Raw genomic sequence first — 24,512 nt, 5'->3', positions numbered from 1 at the left:
CACACATCCACGCATGGCGTGGATCTACTGCGCGCCGCGCGCGTGAGTCGAGCATGGCTCGACTCTACAGACAGCGCTTTCGATCACCTTCCCGTCATCCCCGCATGGCGTGGATCTACAGCGCCAAACGTTCCGACAGACCGGGTAGCACGAGATACTCGGACGCCTTCCCGACGCGCTCTTTGCTGACAAGCCCGGAAGCCACCAATCCGTTCAGATCCTTCAAGGCGGTCGGATAGGTAATGGTGTGTGCCGCCTGGTGGCTGGCGACGGTGTAGGTCCGGTCAGGATCCTTCAGCGCGTTGGCCAGCAACGCGCGCTGACGATGATTGAGAGGCACACCGCCAAGCCGGGCGGTTCGCAGCACGCGTCGCGCTGCCTGATCCTCCGCATGCTTCCTGGCGATGTAGGCATGCAAACCCTGGATCGATTGCTCAATCGCCTCCAGTTGTTGCGCCACGAAGTAGCCAAGATCCCGGTTGTCGCTTTCGGTGTAGAGGTAGGCCCGCATGTACTTGCCTGGGGACTTCTTCAACACGCTGGAAATGGAGAAGTACTCGGTCATCCAATATCCGGCATTCATCATCGCCCAGTAGAACAGTGCGCGTGCCGTACGGCCATTGCCATCCACGAAAGGATGGTCATAGCCAATCTGGAAATGCAGTGCGATGGCTTTGGCGACAGGATGGATGAACGGTGTGCTTTCCTCATTGATGAACGTGCACAGCCGCTCGATCCGTGCGGGCACTTCCTCGGCCGGAGGAGGGATGTGCAGCAGCGTAGGTGGTGAGCCGCGATCGAAGATCGCAACGTTGTCTTCGGCGGTTCTGAAACGCCCGCTGTCGGTTGGAAGCTCCAGCGTGCCGTCGGTGAGGATGCTGTGCAGCTCCAGAATCTCGCCGGGAGTGATCGGGCGTATGCCGCGCTCGCGGATCACGTTCATTGCCACGTAGTTGTTGTAGATCATGCGCTCGGACTGGTCGCGCGGCGCACGGCCTGTGCTCAGCATTTCCTTTGCCACCGCCCGCGTGGTCGAGGCGCCCTCCAGCTGCGATGAGGTCATCGCTTCCTCGATCAGCGAGCGGATCAGGAACCGTCCTTGGCCGCTGGCAGCATCCACACCCTTCACCGAGCCTGCGGCCTCCCGATCAATGTAGTGCAGGTGCCGCTGCATTGAATCGGTAAGTGCCAGCTTGAAGGGTTGCTGCGACTTGTCCAGCAACAGCGGTAGCGGCTTCAGCAATGCTGCGCGCGTCCACGTGATGCCCAGCCACCACTGCTCCGCGTTCAGGCCCGCCGGTGGCGCTCTGTGGCGGACTTTGTCCCAGTGCTCATAGGCGCCGTTCACCTCGGGCCCGATCCGGGCGTCCAGGATGGTACCGAGGGTCTCCATGTACTTCCGGGTGAGGGTTGCCAGATCGGGAGCTGGCGCGGGCAGCTTCATGGTTGTTTTCTATAAAATGTTCAACACTTTTTATAGCAAATGATGTTGGGCGCTCCAAGCGACCCGAACTAGAATCTGTTCATGTTCGTGAGTGCGTTGGGCGGGGGCGTTGGTGGGGGCAACGGATCCAACCCTCTCCACTACATCTTTGCCGCCGGGGCAGACCGGTATTGCAACGGTCATCATCCCGGTCCACACTTCGTTGCCGATCTGAAGACGGCAACGATGACCCACAAGATCCCCCTGTTGATCGACACCGACCCCGGTGTGGACGACGCCCTGGCCCTGCTGATGGCCTTTGCCGATGAACGGCATGACGTGGTCGCCCTGACCATCGCCGCCGGCAATGTCGGCCTGCAGTACACCGTCCGCAACGCCCTCAAGCTCTGCGACATCGTCGGCCGCGCCGACGTACCGGTGTTTGCCGGCAGCCCGGATCCCCTGCTGCATCCCTCCGTTGACGCCGCCCACGTGCATGGCCGTGACGGCTACGGCGACGTGGACCTGCCGCCGCCGAGCCGCCAGGCTGAAGCCGAGCACGCCGCACTGGCCATCCTGCGCCTGTCGCACGAGCACGCCGGTGAACTGATGCTGGTGATGCTTGGCCCGCTGACCAACCTGGCCCTGGCACTGAAGCTGGACCCGACCCTTCCCGAGCGCATCAAGCGCATCGTGGTGATGGGCGGTGCGGTCACCTGCCACGGCAACATCACCCCGGCGGCCGAATTCAACATCGCGTTCGATCCGGAAGCGGCGCACGTGGTGTTCACTTCGTTCAAGCACCTGCTGGTGTCGGACTGGGAGGCCACCGTTGCCCATGGCCTGCCGCTGCAGGATGCTGAAAAGTGGCTGCAGGCTGATTCCGATCGCGCCCGTTTCTACGAGCTGATCTCGCGCAAGACCCGTGGCCTGTCCGAGGACAGCAAGGGTGGCCGCTGGTATACCGCCGATGCGGTCGCCATGGCCTGGGCGCTGAACCCGGAAGGGCAGCTGCAGGTCGAATCGCGGCCGCTGAACGTGGAGCTGAACGGTACGTTCAGCCGCGGCGCCACCATCGTCGACTGGAACCGCCAGACCGGCCAGCCGGACAACTGCGATCTGCTGATGGCCTACGACCAGCAGCGTTTCGAGGCCCTGGTGCGCCAGGCCCTGGGCGCGGACTGAAGTCTGTTGACCCGCACCGGTTGCCCCGAGCGGCAACCGGTGCTTATAATGCCGCTCTTGACCACCAGCCCATTTACGGTGTGAGCCCATGAAGGCCGATATCCATCCGAACTACCGCGACGTCGTCTTCCATGACGTCACCTCCGATTTCAAGATCCTGACCCGCTCGACCATGGCGACGAAGGAAACCATCCAGTGGGAAGACGGCAACGAATACCCGCTGGTCAAGGTTGAAATTTCCTCTGCTTCGCACCCGTTCTACACGGGCAAGCACAAGGTCATCGACACCTCGGGCCGTATCGACAAGTTCCAGAAGCGCTACGCGCGCTGATCTGTCGATCCAGCTTCGAACCGACGGCCGCGCTCTGCGCGGCCGTTTGTTTTTCCCCAACGCCAACCCAACGGGCGTTTGGATGGACGGAACACTGCGTTCGTGTGACAACACTTTTGCCGATCCGGGCCGCTCAACGGCCGGCGTCTGGCCGCCTGTCGTATACGACTTCTGTCTAGCGCCGGGCAAATGCTGCTGTGCGATAATGACCTGATCCCCGGCACAGGCCGAGGACGTCATTCACGTGCCTGACCAATGCGCTTGGGCAGGCGCCTTCCCATGAAGGAGCGCACACAGTGTCCGATCTTGATCAGGTCACGCTCAACGCCGGCGATAAGTCGGTCGTTCTGCCCGTCATCAAACCCACCCTTGGCAACGACTGCGTCGACATCGCGAAGCTGACCAAGGAAACGGGGTATTTCACCTACGATTCCGGCTTCACCGCGACGGCCAGCTGCAAGTCCGCCATCACCTACATCGACGGCGACAAGGGCGTGCTGCTGTACCGCGGTTACCCGATCGAACAGCTGTCGGAAAAGTCGAGCTACGTCGAAGTGGCCTACCTGCTGATCAACGGCGAGCGCCCGAGCGCCGAGCAGCTGAAGGCCTTCACCGACGAGCTGGCGGCCGAAGCCAACGTCGATGAGTCGATCAACACCCTGATCGGCAGCTTCGCCAAGGATGCACATCCGATGGCCATCCTGACCGCCGCCATCGCGCAGCTGTCGGGCATCTACCACGCCTCGCTGGACCTGTCCGATGCCGAACAGCGCCGCCAGGCCGCTGTGCGCCTGATCGCCAAGGTGCCGACCCTGTCGGCGCTGATCTACCGCCACGGCAAGGGCCTGCCGGCCAACAAGCCGGATACCTCGCTGGACTACGTCAGCCGCTTCCTGAAGCAGACCTTCGAGTCGGCTGATGGCCAGTACGATCTGAACCCGGACGTGGTCAAGGCGCTGGACCTGCTGTTCATCCTGCACGCCGACCACGAGCAGAACGCCTCGACCTCGACCGTGCGCCTGGTCGGCTCGACCGGTGCCAACCCGTACGCGTCGGTTGCCGCTGGCGTCACCGCGCTGTGGGGTCCGGCCCACGGCGGTGCCAACGAAGCCGTGCTGAAGATGCTGGAAGAGATCGGCAGCGCTGACAACGTCGAGTCCGCCGTGGTCAAGGCCAAGGACAAGACCTCTGGCTTCCGCCTGATGGGCTTCGGCCACCGCGTCTACAAGAACTTCGACCCGCGCGCCAAGGTCATCGGCGAGATGACCAGCAAGGTGCTCAAGCAGCTGGGCGTGCAGGATCCGCTGCTGGACGTGGCCGTGAAGCTGGAACAGGCCGCGCTGCAGGACGAGTACTTCGTCGCCCGCAAGCTGTACCCGAACGTCGATTTCTACAGCGGCATCATCTACAAGGCGCTGCAGATCCCGACCGAAATGTTCACCGTCATGTTCGCCCTGGGCCGTACCTCCGGCTGGGTCTCGCATTGGCTGGAACAGCAGGTTGACCCGGAAATGAAGATCGGCCGTCCGCGCCAGGTCTACACCGGCAGCGACGTGCGCGACTACCAGGGCTGATCGCCCGCGTAGATTGTGCCGAGAACGCCCCGCATCCGCGGGGCGTTTTTTTTTGCTTCGGCTCTGGTAGCTGCCAACCTTGGTTGGCACGATTACGACGCTAGCGAAAAACCATCCACGCATGGCGTGGATCTACTTTGTCCTCGCCCTTGGTTGGCACGCTTCCCCATCCACGCTTGGCATGGATCTACCACGTTTCCGCTTTCTGGTAGGTGCCAACCTTGGTTGGCACGCTCTTCACCGCGCCAAGACCGCGTGATTCAAGGGTCTCGCCAGCTTCACAAGCGCTCGCGCAGCCTCAGGACGCCAGCTGCATCCGCAGCATCTGATCCGGAGCGTCCGTCCCATGAGTACCCGATTCGACCCACCCGAGCGCGGCCCGCTCGGCCCTGACGTCGGCACTGTCGTCGCCGCCCCCATCGTTGCCCCGCCAAGCGAAAGCGCCGTGTCCTGGGGTGCAATCTTCGCCGGTGCCGCCGCCGCCGCCGCGTTGTCCCTCATCCTGCTGATTCTCGGCGTGGGCCTGGGGCTGTCCTCGGTGTCGCCGTGGTCGTTCGAAGGCGTCAGCAAGGAAACTTTCGGTTGGTCCAGCATCATCTGGCTCACCTTCACCGCGCTGGCGGCTTCGGGTCTGGGTGGCTATCTGGCAGGACGCCTGCGTACCAAGTGGACGCAGATCCACGGCGACGAAACCTACTTCCGCGATACCGCACATGGCTTCGTGTCGTGGGCGGTGGCCACGCTGCTCACCGCCGGTCTGCTCACCTCGGCCATCGGCGGCGTACTCGGTACGGGCGCGAAAGTGGCCGGTGCCACTGCAGGCGCCGCTGCCTCCACGGCAGGCGTTGCCGCCGCGAGTGCCGGTAGCGCCGCCGCGGCTGCGCCGGAAGGCGACCTCAACTACTGGGTGGACTCGCTGTTCCGCAGCGCCACCGGCGCAGGGCCGTCTGATCCTGCAACGCCGCCTCCGCCGGGTGCGCCGATGGATCCGAATGCGGCCCCGCCGCCGCCGGTCGCAAGCGTCGGCCCGCGCGACGCGCGCTTGGCCGCACCGCCGCGTCCGATGCCGGGCAATGGCCCGGTGGCTGACCGCCGTGAAGTGCGTGCCGAGGTGAATCGCATCATCGTCAACAGTCTGCAGGGAGATGGCCTGGATCCGGCCGACACCCAGTACCTGTCCCAGCTGATCGCGCGCGAGACCGGCATGAGTCAGGCCGAAGCGCAGGCGCGCGTGACCGATGTGCAGACGCGCATGCGTGCTGCGCTGGAGAAGGCCAAGAACACTGCCAAGCAGGCGGCCGACGATGCCCGCAAGGCAGCAGCGTATGCCGCGCTGTGGCTGTTCATCACGCTGCTGATCGGCGCGTTCTTCGCCAGCCTCAGCGCCACCTGGGGCGGCCGCCGTCGCGACCTGTAACCCCCGTTCCATGCAAGGAGACCTGCCATGAAAATGATTCTGCTCTGGTTGTTGGGCGTACCGATTCCGCTGCTGATCCTGTACGCGATCTTCTTCTGATCGCGCCAATGCGAGGTCCACGCATGCGTGGACGGGTATTTGTAGAGTCGAGCCGTGCTCGACTCCCGCGCAGCGCGGACAGCAGCCGAGCACAGGCTCGACTCTACAAAACCTTGCTTCAGGATCTGAACGAATTCTGACACTGAGTGTCGCTTTCACATCTTTTCGGATCTATTTCATAGGCATCACATCCGAGGCGATAGAACCTGAGGGCACTTACTCAGCCATGGAGAACACCATGAACCGACTGCTTGCCATTGCCCTCATCGCCACGCCGCTGGCTCTGCTGAGCCGGCCCGCATTTGCCCAGTACACCGGCCCGGGCGCAGGAACCGCTTCCAGCACCGTGGCCGATGCGCGCGCCCAGCGCGACGACCAGCCGGTCGTGCTGCGTGGCACGCTGGTCGCCAAGCTTGGGCATGAGCGTTACCAGTTCCGCGATGCAAGTGGCCAGATCGAAGTGGAGATCGACGACGAAGACCTGCCGCCGCAGGCCATCGGCGCGGACACCGTGGTGGAACTGCACGGCAAGGTCGACACGCATCGGTTCAAACCGACCGACATCGATGTTGATCGCGTCACCGTGGTGCCCGCAGGCTGAGGCTCGCGCGCATAGCGCGAACAGCAGTCGAGCATGGCTCGACTCTACAAAAGCAAGGCAATGAGATTTGTTGCATTCAACGCATGAGGGAAATTGCATAGCCATGGCCGGTAGATCCACGCCATGCGTGGATGGTCCACTGTAGAGTCGAGCCATGCTCGACTCGCACGCATAGCGCGAACAGCAGTCGAGCATGGCTCGACTCTACAAAGGCGAAGCAATGAGATTTTTTGCATTTACCGAATGAGGGAAATTGCATAAGCCGGGAACGTTGAACTAATTCAAAGATTCTTCTTAACTTTCAACGTTTTAGGAATGCTTGAATGGCCTGCAGGACAATGGGTTTCTAACATTCTCTCCGTCGCCCGCAACCACCTCTGCGGGCGGCGCCTCCCTCCCTTTCTCCTTAGGGGAGGGGGGCTTTCTCATTCCCCCCTTGTCCGAGAGAGACAACCCATGCACGCCATTCTCAAGAAGGCCGCGCTCGCTGCAGCGCTGGCCACGGCTTCGCTGTCCGCGCACGCCGTGGAAACCAAGATCACCGTCTACGCCGACGTCGACCCGACCCTGGCGCTGCTGCGCGATGACGGCAGCGCACTGCCGGACGCCGTCACCCTGACCCACGATCCGCTGCGTGGCCTGATTCCGGACACCCAGCACGTGCGCATCCACTCCAACGATGACACCGCTGATATCGAAGCCAAGATCGGTGGTGCATTTGTGTTGGCCAACGGTGACGGTACGGTCACCGTGCCGATGAAGGTCAGCCTCAACGGTCGCGATCTGGGCCTGACCCCGATTGAGTACGCTGCGGCCGATCTGTTCACCGGTGCCGGCTCGACCCCGGGCGCGTCGATCTCGATGCCGCTGGTCATCGCCCAGACCGCCCCGGCTCCGCTCACCACCCAGGGTCGCTACTCGGGCGTCGTCAACATCGTGCTGAGCCAGAAGCCCTGATTCAACGCACCTCCCGCGCCGGCCCCTGAATCGGGCCGGCCGTTTCTCCTGCGGTACCCCCATGACCCCACACGCCCCCGCCGTCACCCGGCTGGCGGTCGCGCTCGCACTGGCGTTGGCAACGCCGCTGGCGGCGGCGCGCGGCGTCCCGCCCGGCTTCGAGGATCTGGTCGAAGGCCAGACCGAACAACTCGACATCCAACTGTTCGGCCGCTCGGCCGGGCTGTCGCCGGTGCGCGTGACCCTGGAACACGTGCAGCTGGAAGACCCGGCATACGTGCTGCAGGCGCTGGACCTGCCCGCCGAAGCACAGGCCGCGCTGTTGCCGGCGCTCTCGCAGCCCATGCCGCGCAACAGCCACCTGGCCTGTCGCTTCGGTGGCGCCACCGCCGGTTGCGGCTATCTCGATCCACCGGACGACCCCGCCACCGTGCGCGCGCTGTACGACGAAGGCGAGGGCGCGGTGCGCCTGTTCGTCGCCCGCCAGTGGATTCCCGGCAAGCCGGCCGCAGAGCGCTTCCACACCGTCAGCGCCAACGCCGAAAACGCCTTCCTGCACCAGCAGGTGATCAATGTGAGTGGCAGCCGCGACTACCAGACGCTGTCCGCGCGTGGCACCGGCGTGCTGGGCCTGTTCGACCGCGGGCATGTTTCCGCCGAATGGAACTTCAACCAGCAGCGCTACCGCAGCCGCGGCAGTGACAGTGAATTCCAGTTCGACAACGTCTATTACCGCCACGACCTGGGGCAGGCGCACTACCTGCAGGCCGGGCGCATGGACCGCCGCAACCTGTCCAGCCCGCAGGGCGGCACCTTCAGTTTCAGCATGCTGCCGCTGGACCGCCTGCAGGGCCTGCGCGTGGGCACCACCCAGGCCTATGTGGACGCCGATGCTGCCGTGCAGGCCACGCCGCTGACCGTGCTGCTGGCGCGCGATGCACGCGTGGATGCCTACGACGGCACGCGCCTGCTGCAGACCTCCTACCTGCAGGCCGGCATCAACCAGATCGACACCCGCAACTTCCCGTTCGGCAACTACAACGTCACCCTGCGCATCTACGAAGACGGCGTGCTGGTGCGCAGCGAAGACGCGCCGTTCGACAAGGGCGGCGACTGGACCAACAGCCAGTGGCAGTGGTTCGTGCAGGGCGGCAAGCGCAACGAGCGTCGTAGTGACCGCTTCGATGGCGAACGCGTGGCGGTGGCCGGCATGCGCGTGCCGCTGGGCCGCGACGTGGCGATGGTGGCCGGCGCCGCCGACCTGGGCGGCTTCCGCTATGGCGAGCTGCGCGTGGACCTGCGCCGCCTGTATGCCACCCAGGAACTACGCGCCAGCTTCGGTGGCATGCGCGGCAACGATGGCAGCACCGGCCAGCAGCACCAACTGTCGTACCGCCGCACCGCATCCTGGAACATCTACCAGCAGCGCATGCGCGGCAAGGCCTGCCAGTTCGAGGCCGACGCCCGCGACCAGCTGGGTTGCACCAATTCACTCAGTGCGTCGATGGCGTTGCCGATGGCCGGTGGCAGTGCCTACGTGGGCTACACGCGACGGCAGACCTGGCGCGCCGGGCGCGAGCTCCCCGGTGCAGAGGGCGATCCGCTGGCCGGGCTGGACCCGCTGCTGCCACCGCCGCCGCCGTGGCAGCCACGCCGCGAGCCGCAGCTCAGCCGCACCTGGCAGGCCAGCTTCAGCCGCAGCCATCGCTGGCAGGATTTCAGTGTCTCCACGCGCGTGGGCGTGTGGCAGCAGCGCGCCAGCGACAGCCTGCGCGGCAGGGACCAACGCGACCGCGGCATCTACTTCAACCTGAGCCTGACCCGCCTGCTGCGCGGCACCGCCGGCAGCGGCCAGCGCCGCTACAGCGTGGACGTGCGGCAGCCGCAGCATCAGCGCCCGGACATCAACTACAGCGTCGGCCACAGCCTGCGCCAGGAGGTGGACGCGCAGTACCGTGAACTGTCGGGCGAGCTGCGCGCCAACAACAGCGACCGTTACAGCGCCACGCTCAGCGGCCAGCTGCAGAACAGCCTGGGCCAGAGCGGCGCCACGCTGGCGCACTACCAGCAGCGCGGCCGCAGCGAGACCGCCTACAGCGGCATGCACAGCTCCGGCTTTGCATTGGGCAAGCGCGGCTTCTACTGGAGCGGCAGCAACGGCGCCGACGCCGGCCTGGCCGTGCAGGTGGCGGACACCGACGACGTCGACCTGCGTGGCGTGGCGGCCGAACTGCAGGTGGGCGGCCTGCGCAGGCAACGCCTGCAGATTGGTGAGCGCCGGTTGCTGCCGCTGTCGTCGTACCAGTCGCACCGTGCCGAAGTACAGGATGCCAGCACGCTGGACAGCATCGCCGCCATCCGCGTGACCGGCGTGGGCGGCGCACGGCCGATGTTCCTCAGCCCCGGGCGGCTGATGCGCATGCCGGTGCCGATCGAGGTGACCTATACCTTCATCGGCAACGCCAAGGATCTTGCCGGGGCGCCGCTGGGCGGCGCCCGCATCCTCAACGCGCCGGTGCCCGGCACCAGCGCCAACGGCGGCTTCGTCGCCGACTTCCCGCGCCGCGAAACAACGCTGTACCTGCTGCAGGACGACCGCCTGCTGCACTGCCCGCTGCAGGTGCGCGAGCGCCGCCAGGTGGTGCTGCTGGTCGGCGCCGTGCACTGCGAGCCGCTGGCCGTGGCCCAGCTGCCGCCGCAGATCCGCCAGCAGGCCCGCGTGACCCGCCTGCTGCAGGAACGCGCGTTGATTGCCGCCACGCCCCAGACCGCTGCTGCAGGAGGAACGCCATGAACCGGCGCGTGTTGTTGGTGTTGATGCTGGTGTGTGCGCTGGTGGCGCTGGCGCCCAGGGCGTGGGCGCAGTGGCCGCCGGAGACGCATCCGGCGGATCAGCACAGGGACATCGTGATGACCTGGGATCGCTCGGCGGTGCCGGGTGATGTGGAGTTGTGGGCGCCGCGGACGGTGTTGGGGTTCAGTCACGATCGGGCGATGAAGTATGGGCAGATCCATGTGGTTTGTGAGTCGAACTCTGACTCAAGTGTGGGTGGTTGCCCGAGTGAGGGCACACCGGGGCAGATCCTTGGCCATACGCAAATTAGGTTGCGCACTGTGGACGAGCGCACGGGCTATCCAGCAGAAGTCACCGCGGTGGGCTTCATGCGGAGAATTATGTCGGGGCGCGTTTGCACAAGCGATTATTGGAATGGCTCGGAGAGGATGCTTCACGAGACGCTACGGTTTCAATGTCCGCCAGATGAATCGATTGGAACTGGCATTCAACTGATCCTGCCCAAGTCAGAGCTTGAGCGACTTGTAGCCGGCCACTGGAAGGCCACGATGCGTCTGAACATCAAAGCCGACCCTGCCGCAGCACCAGTTGCCACAGCCACCTTCAACTTCGATTTCACCGTCACCGACTACGACGCCATCTCGATCTACTTCCCAGGCTTCGACGGCGTTGCACCCCTGGTCAACATGGACCTGCGCTACGACCCGATTCGCAAGGTCGTCGCCGGGCGCAAGGACGTGGACATGTGCCTCTACGACGGTGTGGGTTCGCAGAGCGAATTCCTCGGCGTCACCGTGCGCGACAGCGGGCCACGCCCACCGCCTGGGCGGGACTTCGCGGTCTGGCATCAGGACGGCGGCAGCGACGACACCCAACGTCTCGATTACCAGGTCGGCCTGAACTACGGCGGCAATCTGCTGGCGATGAAGCATGGCGAAGAACAGCTGCTGCGCGGCATCGATAGCGCGCAACTGCGCATGGTGCTGCTGCCGGGCATCAGTCAGCCCGTGTACTGCGTGCCCACGCCATTGACGCTGGAAACGCCGCCCACGCCTATCGCCAGCAAACGCGCAGGTCTCTACGACGGCGAACTGACGGTGGAGCTGCGCGTGCCGACCGCCAAACCTTGATCCCCCTGGAGGCTCATCATGAGAAAGCTGCTGTTCTGTTTGTTGCCGTTGAGCGCACTGCTGGCCCCGCCGGCACAGGCCAATCTGTCCATTCATCCGATGCGTGCAGCGGTGGATGCCAAGCACGGCACGAAGATCCGCGTGTACTCGCAATCCACCCGGCCGCAGTACGTGCAGGCACGCCTGTTGCGCATCACCAACCCGGCACAGGTGGGTGAGGAAGAGATCGAAGTGGACGCCGCCGATGCGGCGATTGCCATTACGCCCGGCAAGTTCGCACTCAGCGGTGGTGGCAATCGCCTGATCCGGGTGATTCCGCTGCAGACCGTCGAGAAGGAGGCGGCCTACCGCATCTACTTCGAGGGCGTGAATGGCCCCGACGGCACGATCCTGGAAGGCGACGAGCTGGCGGCGCAGGCCAACGTCGGCGTCAGCCTGGTCTGGGGGGCGCTGGTGAACGTAGTGCCTGCGGAGGGCAGCGTGGATCTGAAACTGCAGGGCAACACTCTGCACAACAAGGGCACCCTGCGTGTTGGCATCACTGGCGCTGCCGAGTGCAGTGCCGGTGGCGTATGCACACCGCGTGATCTGTCGAAAAGCCTCTACCCCGACGCCGCGCTGACCTTGCCGTTCCAGCTCCAGCCCGGCAACACCTTGCAGCTGCAGTACCGCCTGTCGAACGACGGCTATCGCGATCACGTAACGATCCTGGCGCCCAGCGCCTGACGTTCTTTGCTCCGCGCATGCGCGGGGCTTCATTTCTCTTGTTTGTTAAGGAAAAACATGAACCGCATCTATCGTCGTATCTGGAACAAAGCCAAGCAGTGTTGGGTGGTGGCCAGTGAACTGGCAAGTCCACGAGGAAAAGCAAGGCAGCAACACAGAAGTCGCTTGCGGTCAAAGCGGGCGCTCCTGCCCTTGACGCTGTGCGTGGCAGGAGCTTCGCATGCTCAGGCGATTGAATCCCCTGCCCGCTGTGACCGCACTGAGTGGTTGGCTACAAGTGAGTGCTGGAGCAATGGTGTCTTGAGCGCATCTGCCACGATTGCGCCGATGGAGAACTACAAATGGTCGGCGGGGGGCGGGTTGGCAAGTGGGAACAAGTCGATTGCCATTGGCAAGTATGCATTTGCTCATGATGTTGACAGTGTGACAGTAGGGTACGGCGCAGATGCGAAGTTCGGACACAACGTTGCGATCGGAACCTATGCAACAGCCTGGGGGATCGGTGCCATGGCAATTGGGAACAGGGCAGATGCCCGGCATGAAAACAGTATTGCGATAGGCAGCGGTTCACATACCGATTCCCCGCGCTCAATAGTCATCGGCGCCAACGCTCAATCGATGGGGAGCAGCTCCGAAGGATCGGTGGTCATAGGATGGGGTGCATTGGCTCTTGGGAACAACTCAGTGGCGTTGGGCGCTGGGTCCGATGCTCGTGGCCCCAATACCGTTTCTGTGGGAAGCAGTTCAATCAAACGGCGCATCGTCAACGTGGGGAACGGAACTGTGTCATCCACGAGTGCCGATGCAGTGACAGGCAATCAGCTTTACAGCACCAACACGAAGTTGGCAGCTGTCGAGAAAACTGCCGATAGCGCGAAGACGGATCTTGTGGCGGTGCGCGACCTAGCGCAGAAGGCCACCCATCGTATTGACGCGGCCGCACCGGCGCTGGGCAGGGGCGCAATTGCAGAAACGGGTGCCTACGGTGCCAGCGCTGCGCTTGGCGATGCCGCCAAGGCCTACAACAGCGGCAGCGTAGCCTTGGGGGCCAACGCGTTGGCGGGTGTGGACGTGGACGGGAAGAAGATTGTCGGGTCGAACTCAGGTGTCTCCCTGGGCGCCAACAGTCGAAGTGGCAATGGGGGCGTCGCTGCGGGCTTCAGGGCCGACTCCACTGGCGCCTGGAGCGTGGCGATGGGGGCCGATGCCAAGGCCCAGGCCGATCATAGTACCGCTGTCGGCTATCAGAGCAAGGCGACTGCTGGCCAGAGCACTGCATTGGGTCGCAGCAGCGAAGCAACTGCGCTGTATACCAGTGCATTCGGAAACCTGTCGAAAGCAACTGCGGTCAGCGCGGTCGCGCTGGGCGATCGTGCCCAGGCCAAGCATGAGAACGCGGTGGCACTGGGGGCTGGGTCCGTCACCTACTCCGCCAACTCGGTCTCGGTGGGCAACGCCTCGGTCAGGCGAAAGATCCAGTACATTGCAGACGGCAGTATCAGCAAGAGCAGCACGGATGCTGTTACCGGCAGCCAGCTGTTCGATACCCAGCAGTCTGTAGCCAAGGCTCAGACGGCAGCTGACGTTGCAAAGAGCAGTGCCGACAGCGCGTTGACCAAGGCCAACACTCTCTCCGGGCTTCTGAGCCAGACCGCTGCCTCGGGCAATGTCCGCCTGGGCGCAACCAACAGCGGCACCGTACTGGACGTGCGGAACAGCGCCAATGCGAGCCGCAAGATCACTGGCGTTGCCGATGCAGCATTGTCCACCACCAGTACCGATGCGGTGACCGGCCGGCAGCTCAACGCCACCAATAGCAACGTCAGTACCGCACTGAGTGATGCGAGCGCAGCCAAGACCGCCGCGAACACCGCCCTGACACAGGTGGGGACGCTCAACGGGCTGCTGAGCCAGAGCAGTGCCAATGGCAATGTCCGCGTCGGCGAGAAGAACAGCGGATCCTTGCTGGATATTCGCAACAGCGCGAACGTGAATCGGAAATTGGGAGGGGTGGCCGATGGTGTGGTCGGCGCCAGCAGCTATGAGGCCGTAAACGGCAGGCAGCTCAATGCGACCAATGACAAGGTTGCAGCGGTGGAGGGCATTGCCAGATCTGCGGGAACGGAAGCTGCGGTGGCAAAGGGGGATGCGGCCAAGGCGCTGGCCGAGACAGCGGCGCTGGGTGGGTTGGTGGCGCAGGTATCTGCGTCTGGCAGTGTACGGCTAGGTGGGAAGAACAGCGGCACGACCTTGGATGTGCGCAACAGCGCCAGTGCCAATCGGAAGATCAGTGGTGTGGCGGATGGTGTCATTAGTGCTGTCAGCGCCGATGCCGTGTCAGGAAGGCAGTTGCACCAGACGAATGTACGACTTTCGGACCTGGAAGGCGCAAGCCGGTTCGTGAGCGTCGGGTCTGATGAATTCAGTGCTCGTGCTGAGGCTGGTGTACTCGGTGTGGCGATCGGCGATTCAGCAAAGACTGGGATAGATGGTGGTGTGGCGCTAGGGGCGTTTTCGACATCGCTTGGCGTCAATTCTGTAGCGGTCGGGCGCGGCGCATGGGTTTCTGAAGAGTCAGCCGGCGGCTTCGCTATGGGAGCAGGTGCGCAAGTGTGGTCCCGCAACGGAGTTGCCATCGGTGAAAGTGCAAGCGTCCTCTCGGGTGCCGATGGTTCCTTGGCGCTAGGTACTGGCGCGGTGGCGACTGAAAGTGGGACGGCCTCATTTGGTAGTGAGGGCGTGGGACGGCGTCTCGTGAACGTCGCGCGCGGCACCGCCGACCACAACGCCACCACCGTCTCCCAACTCAAAGATTCCCTCGCCACCCTCGGCGGCGGTGCAGGCATGGATGCCAATGGCAACATCATCGCCCCGACCTATACGGTGCAAGGCGGAACGCAGAACACTGTCGAGGATGCGCTGATGGCACTCGATGGTGCCGTCATCACCGCCGGCCGTCGCGCGGACAAGGTGGAAGCTCAGCTCGGCTCGATCTTCCAGGATTCACCTTCGGCGCGTGCCGACGGCACAAGCAAGATCGCGCTGAATGGCGTGAACGGCATGGTGCTGACCAATCTTGCCGACGGTCGAGTAGCCCCAGGAAGCCGCGATGCCGTTACGGGCAACCAGCTGTACGCCGCAGAGCAGAAGATCTCGCAGAATCGGAATGATCTGGAGGCGATGCGCAAGGAGCGGGAGATGGGGCAGCAGGCAATGCGTGGGTTGGATGCAAACGGCCCAATCGACTTCGGTGGTGCGCGTTTGACTGGCATCGCCGAGGGGAAGCTGTCGGCTGACAGTTCGGACGTTGTGCGCGGCAGTCAGCTCTATTCAACCAATGGTCGACTCGATGCATTGGAAGAGGTCGGTCAATTTCTCAGCGTAGGTACAGCTCCCACGACTGGTCGCGCGGAGGCCGGTCGGGCTGGGGTCGCGCTTGGCATCCTTGCAAAGGCGGGCATCGAAGGAGGAACTGCGATTGGGTCACGCTCTCTTGCATTGGGTGTGAACTCGGTTGCACTTGGGCGGGGATCTACAGTCTTCAATGGTTCCGATTTCAGCATTGCCATTGGGACGGGAGCGGAAGTCGGAACGTTTGATGGAGGAACCGCAATCGGGGGGATTGCTCTCGGTATTGGTGCGAAGGTCCAGAACGGAGCCCACGGTTCTATCGCGTTCGGAACCAGCTCTCATGCGACCGAGGCAGGAGTTGTATCGTTTGGTAATGTTGGAACGAAGCGCCGCCTCGTAAACATCGCCAACGGCACCGCCAACCACAACGCCGCCACCGTCGGCCAGCTGCGTGGTGCACTTTCCGCCCTCGGCGGTGAGGTGGATGCCAACGGCAACATCGTTGGCCCGCGCTTCCACGTCCAAGGCCAGACACAGTCCACGTTGAACGGCGCACTGGAGGCGCTGGATGGTGCGGTTGTCACCAACACCTCGCGCATGAACAACGTGGAGACCCAGCTCCGCTCCGTGTTCCAGGACACGCCCTCGGTCCGCGCCGACGGTGTCAACCAGCTCACCCTCGCCGGTGCTAATGGCATGGTCATCTCCAACGTGGCAAACGGCCTGATCGCGGCCGGCAGTCGCGATGCGGTCAACGGTGGCCAGCTGCATTCGATGCAGCAGCAGCTCAACAGCCGCATGGACGGTCTGGAGCAGCGCATCGACGATGCCCCGGCACCGCGTGCACTGGCGTCGTCCGCGGTGCCGAAGCCGCAGACTGAGGAAACTCCTGTGGTGCTGGAAGGCAAGGACTCCCAGCAGGTCGCTTCGGTAGGCGAGGGCGACAAGCCCACACCACAGCCGAAGGCCAAGCAGGACGAATCGCCGAAGCCGCAGGTCGACACCGCCGAGCTGGAGAAGATGCTGGCCCGCGCCAACGAGTACACCGATGGTGCGATCAGCAACGTCGAGCGACGCCTGGACAAGATGGACAAGCGCTTCAACCGCATGGCGGCGATGAGCAGCGCGCAGACAGCGATGGCGATGAACACCGCCGGCCTGGCCACCTACAACCGCCTCGGTGCGGGTGTGGGCTACAGCGAGGGTGAGTCGGCGATGGCGGTGGGTTACCAGCGCGTGCTCAACGAGAAGGGCTCGGCCACCTTCAGTCTCAATGGTGCGTTCACCAACAGCGGTGAGCGCAGCATGGGCGTCGGTGTGGGCATCGGCTGGTAAGCCATGGAGCCCCGGCGTGACGCGCGTAATCCACCCCGTCGCGCCGGGGTCCTTGCCCAGGAGATGGCGATGTACAGATGGGTAAAGGGAATCATCAGCTATCGCACGTTCTACATCTGGCGGGCGCGCTATCGCTACTACACGCGGAACCTGGATCTGTGGACGCTGATGAGCGGACTGTGCATCGCCGGTCTGTTGCTGGTGCTGTGGTACATGTGGCGGATGCTGAGCGTGCCGACCCCGCGCGTGCACCCGGAGACAGCGGCGCTGCGCATCGAGGGTGTCACCAGGGAGGCGATCCATCGCATCGTGCTGGTGCGCCACGCGGGCAGCACGCCGGGTGCCCCGTTCACTACGCCGGAGGAGGTGCGGGCAAGCACGCTGCGCACGATGCGGGTACGGCAGGTGATGGACAGCGAAGTGGTGTGGCGGCTGAAAGCCGACATGCTGGCGGACATCGCTGACTACATCACCGCCACAGGTGGGTGCTTTCCCTACGATTGTCGGCGGGTGCTGGATCGGTTGGACTACGTGCGCCAGGCCGGTGTGGAGAATGCGCAGATCAACGCGGCGCTGGCGACGATCCTGGAGGTGTCGTTGGACCAGATGCCGTCGTTGGAGGCAGACGAGCATGAGCGGGTGAAGAGTGGTTGGTCGGATGGGTTCAACGACATCTACTACCAGTCCTGGGTGTTGCGGGACCTGCAGGCCATGCACGCACAGATGATGCGGGAGTATCCGCAGCGTGCCCCCGCACCGTGGTTGCCGCGGCTGCTCAGCGACCCGCTGCGCGATACCCGTTTTGTCTGGTAGCGGGAGCAAGATGGGCATCATCTGCCAGAGCAGGTAACACCGCTTTTGTAGAGTCGAGCTTGCTCGACTGCTCTCCGCTCAGCCATCGAAATGCACGAAGCACAGTGCGGACCAGCGGTCCGCACCTACCAAACACGGGTGCAGCGCCCCTGTAGAGTCGAGCCATGCTCGACTGCTCTCCGGTCAGCCATCGAAATGCCCGAAGCACAGTGCGGACCAACGGTCCGCACCCACCCAAGGCAGGCACCGCTGCGCTCGCCGGCCATGGACCGGCGTTACCGTCAGCCGCCGATGTACGCGGTGATCTCCGCTTCGGCCAGCACCTGCCGCAACTGCGCCACGGATGCGCGTCGCATCGGCTTCTCATCCACCGGTGACAGCGGTGCCTGACGCAGGGCGTCATACGGCAACACCGCCAGGTCGAAGGTCAGCTCTTCGGCACTGAACACCCACACCGGCACGTCCAGGCAGCGTTCGCGGTCCATGCGCAGGCGGCGTGTTCGCGATTCGGCGGGGATGCCGTGTTCGTCCAGGAAGCGGTGCACGGCTTCCGGGTCGTCACTGTGCAGGTGCAGCTGCACGGGGCTGTTGGCGTCGGCGGTGCCGTCCAGCACGGGACCGGCCAGGCGCGGGGAGAAGCCGTGCAGGAACTCCAGCGCACGCATCGCGGCTTCGCGGCGGCGCTGCAGTTCGTTGCCGTGCTGCGGCCCGGAGAACAGCCGCTGGTACTCGCGCAGGGCGTCTTCGATCTCGGTGTTGCGGGGCAGGGAGGCATCGTCGTGAATGCCGAGCCGGCTGGCGGCCTTCAACTTGGCCTGGTGGTAGTCGCGGATGCCGCCTTCGGCCATCAGGCGGGCGGCTTCGTGGGCGAGGCGGTGGCGCCGCTCGCGGGTCTGGCTGGCAGCATGCTGACGGGCGCGATGCATGCGATGACTCCCTGTTGCGACCTGGCTACAGACTAGCGCACGGATGTGACATCTGCGTGGGTATGGCGGATGCAACCGCTTTGGTGGGTGCCGACCTTGGTCGGCACGGGGCGCCAACCAAGGTTGGCATCTACCAGGGCGGCATCGGTGCCAACCGAGGTTGGCACCCACCAAGGCTTTGGTAGGTGCCGACCTTGGTCGGCACAGGGCGCCAACCAAGGTTGGCATCTACGAGGGCGGCATCGGTGCCAACCGAGGTTGGCACCCACCAACGCTTTGGTAGGTGCCGACCTTGGTCGGCACAGGGCGCCAACCAAGGTTGGCAACTACCAGGGCGGCATCGGTGCCAACCGAGGTTGGCACCCACCAACGCTTTGGTAGGTGCCGACCTTGGTCGGCACAGGGCCCAACCAAGGTTGGCAACTACCGGGGCGGTATCGGTGCCAACCAAGGTTGGCAACTACCGGGGCGGCATCGGCGCCAACCAAGGTTGGCATCTACCAGAGCGGCATCGGCGCCAACCAAGGTTGGCATCTACCAGAGCGGCACCTACCGAACCCTTCCTCAGAAGATATCGAACGCGGCGGCGTCGGCCTGCGGGGTATTGAGGTTCAGGTCGTAGTCGGTCAGACGGTCCATGTCTTCCACTTTCACCCACTCGGTGGCGCCGTTGAGGGTGGCCTGGACCATGCCGCTGGGCGGTTCGTTCTGCGCGATCGGGGTGTCCTTCAGCGCGGTGCGCATGTAGTCGATCCAGATCGGCAGGGCGGCCTTGCCACCGTATTCACGGTAACCCAGCGAGCGGAAGTCGTCGCGGCCCACCCACACGGTGGTCACGTACGGGCCGCCGAAGCCGGAGAACCACGCATCGCGGTGGTCGTTGGTGGAGCCGGTCTTGCCGCCCACGTCCTCGCGGCCGAGCACCTTGGCCTGCACGCCGGTACCGCGCTGGACCACGTCGCGCATCATCGACACCAGCTGGTAGGCAGTGCGGGCATCGATCGCGCGCGGGGCGGTGCGGGCATCCGGGTTGGCCGGTGCCGCCGGGGTGTCGACCTTGGCTTCGGCCTTGGCCGCAGCGGCCGGGTCCACCTTCGGGGCCGGAGCGCCGAAGTTGAAGCCGTCCACCACCTGGTTGACCGGCTGGTCGCTGCTGCCGGCGCAGTCGCGGCAGGCCAGCGCCGGGTTTTCCTTGAACACCAGGTTGCCGTCGCGGTCGTTGACCTGGTCGATCAGCCAGGTGTCCACGCGCGAGCCGCCGTTGGCGAACACGGCGTAGCCACGCGCCACCGACAGCGGGGTCAGCGAGGCGGTGCCCAGCGACATCGACAGGTTCGGCGGCAGTTCCGATTCGGCAAAGCCAAACTCGCTGATGTACTTGCGTGCGTAGTCCACGCCCATGCCATCGAGCAGGCGCACCGAGACCAGGTTGCGCGACTGCACCAGCGCTTCGCGCAGGCGCATCGGGCCACGGAAGCCGCCGCCGTCGTTCTGCGGGGCCCAGGTCTTGCCGCGGCGGTCGCGGAACACGACCGGGGCGTCGAGCACGATCGAGGCCGGGTTGTAGCCCTTGTCGAAGGCGGCTGCGTAGACGAACGGCTTGAAGCTCGAGCCCGGCTGGCGACGGGCCTGGGTGGCGCGGTTGAACTTGTTGCCGGAGAAGCTGAAGCCACCCACCAGCGCCTTCAACGCGCCGTTGTGGGCATCCAGCGAGACCAGCGCGGACTGGCCGCGCGGGATCTGGTCCAGCAGCCACTCACCTTCCTTGGCACCGGCGCGCACGCGCACGATGTCACCGCGCTGCACCAGCTTGCCCGGGGTCTTGTTGGTCCACTTGGCGGCACCGGCCGGCAGCACGATCTCGGTACGGTTGGCCAGCACCACGGTGGCGCTGCCATCGGCGCCGGTGCTGGCGACGATCGCCGGCAGCAGGCCGGCCTGGCCGAACATGCCGCGCAGGTGCTCGGCGAGGGCGGCGGTATCGTCACCGGCACCCAGCTGCACCTGCTTCTCCACGCCGTGCCAGCCGTGGCGGTGGTCGTACAGCAGCAGGCCGTCGCGCACCGACTGGTTCGCGGCGGTCTGCAGGGTGGAGTCGATCGTGGTGGTGACGTGATAGCCCTTGTTGACCACGTCGCCGCCGAATCGGGCGATCATTTCCTGGCGGACCAGCTCGGCCACGTAGGGCGCATCGACCTGCACCGGCGGCTCATGCGCGGTGGCGTGCATCGGCACGGCCTTGGCCGCGTCGGCCTCGGCCTGGCTGACGAACTTCAGGTCGGCCATGCGCTGCAGCACATAGTTGTCGCGGCGCTGGCGGGCACGTTCCGGGTTGGAGATCGGGTTGCCCGAAGACGGGAACTTGGGGATGCCGGCCAGCGAGGCCATTTCATCCAGGTCCAGCTCGTTCAGCTTCTTGCCGTAGTAGAACTCGGCGGCGGCGGCCACGCCGTAGGCGCGGTTGCCGAAGAAACTCTTGTTCAGGTACAGCTCGAAGATCTCGTCCTTGCTCAGCTCGGACTCGATCTTCCGCGCCAGCAGGATCTCGGCCAGCTTGCGGGTGTAGCTGTACTCGGAGCTGAGGAAGAACTGGCGGGCCACCTGCTGGGTGATGGTGGAGCCACCCGGCACGCGCTTGTCGTTGGTGGTGGCCAGCAGCCACACCGCACGGCCGATGCCCATGTAGTCCACACCGCCATGCTCGTAGAAGCGGGCATCCTCGGTGGCCAGGAACGCCTGCTTCAGGCGTTCGGGCACGTCCTTCATGGTGATGGGGGTACGGCGGGTCTCGCCGAACACCGCCATCAGCTTGCCGTCGGCGGCATAGACGTACATGGGCTCCTGCATTTCCACGTCGCGCAGGGTCTGCACGTCGGGAAGCTTGGAGGACACGGCGTAGTACAGACCGCCCACGGCGGCCGCGCCGATCAGCGCCAGGACCAGGACAATCAGGAAGATCCAGCGCAGCCAGCGGCGGAGTCGAGTCATCGGGTTCAGATTCCGATTGCGAATTTCGTGGTCGCAGAGTATAGATTACGCAAGGTGGCGGCTGGGGTCGGCACCGGGGAGCGCAAGGGGAACAGTCAGGGGCTGCATGGTGAATCCGTGAGGGACTTCACAGCAGGGCCGTTGCCATTTGCTAAGAATACGTTATTAATGCTCGGGCGCAGGTCTTGGGTCCAAGTGCCCGTCGGCAGGGGAGAAACCGTGGGGCTCATCCCAAAAAGTCAGTCGCCGCTTGTAGGCGTCGACATCAGTTCGACTGCGGTAAAGCTTTTGCAGCTGTCCCGCAGTGGCAATCGTTTTCGTGTGGAACATTACGCTGTGGAACCTCTTCCGCCGAATGCGGTGGTGGAGAAGAACATCGTGGAAGTGGAGGCCGTGGGTGAGGCCATCCGCCGCGCGATGAACCGCTCGGGGAGCAAGGCCAAGCTGGCCGCTGCCGCCGTCGCTGGGTCGGCGGTGATCACCAAGGTGATCCCGATGCCGGCCGAGCTCGACGAGAACGACATGGAAGCCCAGATCGAGCTGGAAGCGGTCAACTACATTCCGTACCCGATCGAGGAAGTGAACCTGGACTTCGAGGTGATCGGGGCGATCCCGAACAACCCGGAGATGGTCCAGGTGCTGCTGGCCGCGTCGCGTTCGGAGAACGTGGAACTGCGCCAGTCGGCGCTGGAGCTGGGTGGCCTGCAGGCCAAGGTGATGGACGTGGAGGCCTTCGCGGTCGAGAACGCCTATGCCCTGGTCGCCAGCGAGCTGCCGGTATCCATCGAGGGTGTGGTCGCGCTGGTCGACATCGGCGCCACCATGACCACCCTCAATGTCCTGCGCGGCGGCCGCAGCCTGTACAGCCGCGAACAGGTGTTCGGTGGCAAGCAGCTGACCGACGAGATCATGCGCCGCTACGGCCTGAGCTACGAGGAAGCCGGCCTGGCCAAGCGCCAGGGCGGGCTGCCGGAAAGCTACGAGATGGAAGTGCTGGAGCCGTTCAAGGAAGCCACGGTCCAGCAGATCAGCCGCCTGCTGCAGTTCTTCTACGCAGGCAGCGAGTTCAACCGCGTTGATCACATCGTGCTGGCCGGCGGCTGCGCCGTGCTGGGCGGTCTGCCGGAAATGGTCGAGGAACAGCTGGGCGTGCCGACCGTGGTCGCCAACCCGCTGGCGCAGATGACCCTGGGGCCGAAGGTGAACGCGCATGCGCTGGCCCAGGATGCCCCCGCGCTGATGATCGCAACCGGTCTGGCGCTGAGGAGCTTCGACTGATGGCACGCATCAATCTATTGCCCTGGCGCGCCGAGCGGCGCAAGCAACGCCAGCGCGAGTTCTACGCAATGCTGGGCATGGCCGCGATCGGTGGCCTGCTGCTGTCGCTGGTGATCTGGTTCTACTACGACCGCCAGGTGAGCGGCCAGATGGACCGCAACGCCTATCTGGAAGCCGAGATCGAGAAGGTCAAGGAACAGAACAAGGTCAAGGAACAGAACAAGGAGATCGACCGCCTCGACGCGCAGAAGGAACGCCTGCTGGCCCGCAAGAAGGTGATCGAGGAACTGCAGGCCAAGCGCTCGCAGATGGTGCACCTGTTCGATGCGTTGGTGCGCACGATTCCCGATGGCCTGGTGCTGACCGCGCTGAAGCAGGAAGGCGACGTGCTGACCCTGGAAGGCCGCACCCAGTCCAATGCCCGAGTTTCGGCGTACATGCGCAATCTGGAGACCTCCGGTTGGATGACCAACCCGGAACTGTCGATCATCGAAGCGCGTGATCCCGAGAAGGACAAGGACGGCAAGGTGGGCCCGCTGGCCGACATCAAGGCGCTGCCCTATGTGTTCGTGGTCAAGGTGAAGCTGCCGGCACAGAGTGAGGAAGTGGCCGGTACGCCAGGCCTCAACGCCGATGGTTCGGTGGCAACGCCGGCTCCGCCCGCAGTGGCACCGCTTGCAGCCGGCCCGGATGCAGCGGCACCTGCTGCACCTGCTGCACCGGCCGCCGGCCAGCCTGCTGCTGCACCGGCTGCACCCGCTCCCGCCGCCGCGCCGGTCAACGCACCTGCTGCCACCCCGGCCCCGGCTACGCCGAACCAGCCGGCAGCCCCGGCTGCAAAGCCTGCGCCGAAGCCCGAGGGCAGCCGCCTGGCGCAGCCGCCGCAGGCCTTCAACGCCCCGCTGCAGGGGGATCGCGCATGAGCCAGAAAATCGATCTGAAGAACCTGGATTTCAACGACATCGGCAATTGGCCGCAGAAGGCCAAGATCGTCTTCTGCTCGCTGTTGGCGCTGGTGATCATGTTCGTGGCGTGGATGCTGCTGATCAGTGGCAAGCGCGAGGAACTGGCCGGCCTGGAATCGAAGGAAGTCGAGCTGCGTTCGGAGTTCACCAAGCAGCAGGAGCGTGCGGTGAACCTGGCGCCGCTGAAGCAGCAGCTGGCACAGATGGAACAGGTGCTGCAGCAGATGCTGCGGCAGCTGCCCAGCAAGACCGAAATGCCGGACCTGATCATCGACATCTCGCAGACCGCGCTGTCCAGCGGCCTGACCAACGAGCTGTTCGAGCCGGAGCAGGAGCAGGTCAAGGAGTTCTACGCCGAAAAGCCGATCAAGTTGCGCATGGTGGGCAGTTACCACCAGTTCGGTGCCTTCGTCAGTGGCGTGGCGTCGCTGCCGCGCGTGGTCATCCTGACCATGCACGACATCAACCTCAAGCCCAAGGACAAGACCAGCGGCAACGCCCGCAGTGGTGCGCTGGAGTTGTCCGGCACGGTCAAGACCTATCGCTATCTGGATGAGACCGAAGTGCAGGCACAGCAGGCGGCTGACGCCGGCAAGGAGGAGAAGAAGTGATCCGTTCC

General features: G+C 64.5%; 17 protein-coding genes. 14 read left to right on the top strand and 3 right to left on the bottom strand.

The features are described from left to right. Positions 1 to 115: 115 nt before the first annotated feature. Positions 116 to 1,444, bottom strand: a complete 1,329-nt coding sequence (locus N7573_RS10395; RefSeq protein ID WP_279912220.1) for a Fic family protein — start codon at positions 1,442 to 1,444, stop codon at positions 116 to 118. Between the two features lie 225 nt (positions 1,445 to 1,669). On the opposite strand from N7573_RS10395, the gene N7573_RS10390 reads away from it, so the two are divergent. From N7573_RS10390 to N7573_RS10340, 11 genes are all read left to right on the top strand, one after another. Beyond that, complete coding sequence (locus N7573_RS10390) at positions 1,670 to 2,608, top strand: nucleoside hydrolase (protein WP_032127836.1); 939 nt, start codon at positions 1,670 to 1,672, stop codon at positions 2,606 to 2,608. 88 nt (positions 2,609 to 2,696) lie between these two features. After that, positions 2,697 to 2,939 carry a type B 50S ribosomal protein L31 gene (locus N7573_RS10385; protein ID WP_005410871.1) on the top strand — a complete coding sequence of 81 codons (243 nt, stop codon included), beginning with the start codon at positions 2,697 to 2,699 and terminating at the stop codon, positions 2,937 to 2,939. Positions 2,940 to 3,235: 296 nt separating this feature from the next. Continuing rightward, positions 3,236 to 4,513: a citrate synthase gene (locus tag N7573_RS10380; RefSeq protein ID WP_032127838.1), complete on the top strand. Its 1,278-nt coding sequence runs from the start codon at positions 3,236 to 3,238 to the stop codon at positions 4,511 to 4,513. A 346-nt stretch (positions 4,514 to 4,859) separates the two neighbouring features. Next, a complete protein-coding gene (locus N7573_RS10375; RefSeq protein ID WP_279912221.1) occupies positions 4,860 to 5,930 on the top strand; it encodes a hypothetical protein in 1,071 nt (356 codons plus the stop codon). Positions 5,931 to 6,267: 337 nt separating this feature from the next. Then, the gene (locus N7573_RS10370; protein WP_279912222.1) at positions 6,268 to 6,630 is read left to right on the top strand and encodes a NirD/YgiW/YdeI family stress tolerance protein; all 363 of its coding nucleotides are present in this window, start codon (positions 6,268 to 6,270) and stop codon (positions 6,628 to 6,630) included. Positions 6,631 to 7,086: 456 nt separating this feature from the next. Further along, complete coding sequence (locus N7573_RS10365; RefSeq protein ID WP_279912223.1) at positions 7,087 to 7,587, top strand: CS1 type fimbrial major subunit; 501 nt, start codon at positions 7,087 to 7,089, stop codon at positions 7,585 to 7,587. Between the two features lie 61 nt (positions 7,588 to 7,648). Further along, positions 7,649 to 10,381, top strand: a complete 2,733-nt coding sequence (locus tag N7573_RS10360) for a TcfC E-set like domain-containing protein (protein WP_279912224.1) — start codon at positions 7,649 to 7,651, stop codon at positions 10,379 to 10,381. Next, positions 10,378 to 11,511 carry a CfaE/CblD family pilus tip adhesin gene (locus tag N7573_RS10355; RefSeq protein ID WP_279912225.1) on the top strand — a complete coding sequence of 378 codons (1,134 nt, stop codon included), beginning with the start codon at positions 10,378 to 10,380 and terminating at the stop codon, positions 11,509 to 11,511. Before N7573_RS10360 ends, N7573_RS10355 begins: the two co-directional genes overlap by 4 nt. An 18-nt stretch (positions 11,512 to 11,529) precedes the next feature. Continuing rightward, positions 11,530 to 12,237, top strand: coding sequence for a pilus assembly protein (locus N7573_RS10350; RefSeq protein WP_279912226.1), 708 nt, complete (start codon positions 11,530 to 11,532; stop codon positions 12,235 to 12,237). Between the two features lie 57 nt (positions 12,238 to 12,294). Further along, on the top strand, positions 12,295 to 16,923 hold the full coding sequence (locus N7573_RS10345; protein ID WP_279912227.1) for an ESPR-type extended signal peptide-containing protein: 4,629 nt from the start codon (positions 12,295 to 12,297) through the stop codon (positions 16,921 to 16,923). A gap of 69 nt (positions 16,924 to 16,992) precedes the next feature. Then, positions 16,993 to 17,736 (top strand): hypothetical protein, encoded by a 744-nt coding sequence (locus tag N7573_RS10340; protein ID WP_107432127.1) that lies wholly within the window; start codon positions 16,993 to 16,995, stop codon positions 17,734 to 17,736. 281 nt (positions 17,737 to 18,017) lie between these two features. Here the strand turns inward: N7573_RS10340 and N7573_RS10335 are convergent, their stop codons facing one another. Then, the gene (locus tag N7573_RS10335) at positions 18,018 to 18,662 is read right to left on the bottom strand and encodes a hypothetical protein (RefSeq protein WP_010484059.1); all 645 of its coding nucleotides are present in this window, start codon (positions 18,660 to 18,662) and stop codon (positions 18,018 to 18,020) included. Between the two features lie 564 nt (positions 18,663 to 19,226). Next, the gene (locus tag N7573_RS10330; RefSeq protein ID WP_343238869.1) at positions 19,227 to 21,650 is read right to left on the bottom strand and encodes a penicillin-binding protein 1A; all 2,424 of its coding nucleotides are present in this window, start codon (positions 21,648 to 21,650) and stop codon (positions 19,227 to 19,229) included. Positions 21,651 to 21,869: 219 nt separating this feature from the next. Between N7573_RS10330 and N7573_RS10325 the strand changes: the two genes are divergently transcribed. The 3 genes from N7573_RS10325 to pilO are packed head-to-tail and all read left to right on the top strand — an operon-like array spanning position 21,870 to position 24,504. Continuing rightward, positions 21,870 to 22,928: a pilus assembly protein PilM gene (locus tag N7573_RS10325; RefSeq protein WP_010484061.1), complete on the top strand. Its 1,059-nt coding sequence runs from the start codon at positions 21,870 to 21,872 to the stop codon at positions 22,926 to 22,928. Next, positions 22,928 to 23,851 carry a PilN domain-containing protein gene (locus N7573_RS10320; protein ID WP_279943148.1) on the top strand — a complete coding sequence of 308 codons (924 nt, stop codon included), beginning with the start codon at positions 22,928 to 22,930 and terminating at the stop codon, positions 23,849 to 23,851. Before N7573_RS10325 ends, N7573_RS10320 begins: the two co-directional genes overlap by 1 nt. Continuing rightward, the gene (pilO, locus tag N7573_RS10315; protein WP_049400744.1) at positions 23,848 to 24,504 is read left to right on the top strand and encodes a type 4a pilus biogenesis protein PilO; all 657 of its coding nucleotides are present in this window, start codon (positions 23,848 to 23,850) and stop codon (positions 24,502 to 24,504) included. Before N7573_RS10320 ends, pilO begins: the two co-directional genes overlap by 4 nt. The last annotated feature ends 8 nt before the right edge of the window (positions 24,505 to 24,512 follow it).

Source organism: Stenotrophomonas sp. GD04054, from assembly GCF_029836955.1.
In the GTDB taxonomy this organism is placed as follows: Bacteria; Pseudomonadota; Gammaproteobacteria; order Xanthomonadales; family Xanthomonadaceae; genus Stenotrophomonas; species Stenotrophomonas maltophilia_A.
The sequence above is the reverse complement of the archived record's forward strand: the minus strand, read 5'-3'. Positions and strand labels throughout refer to the sequence as shown.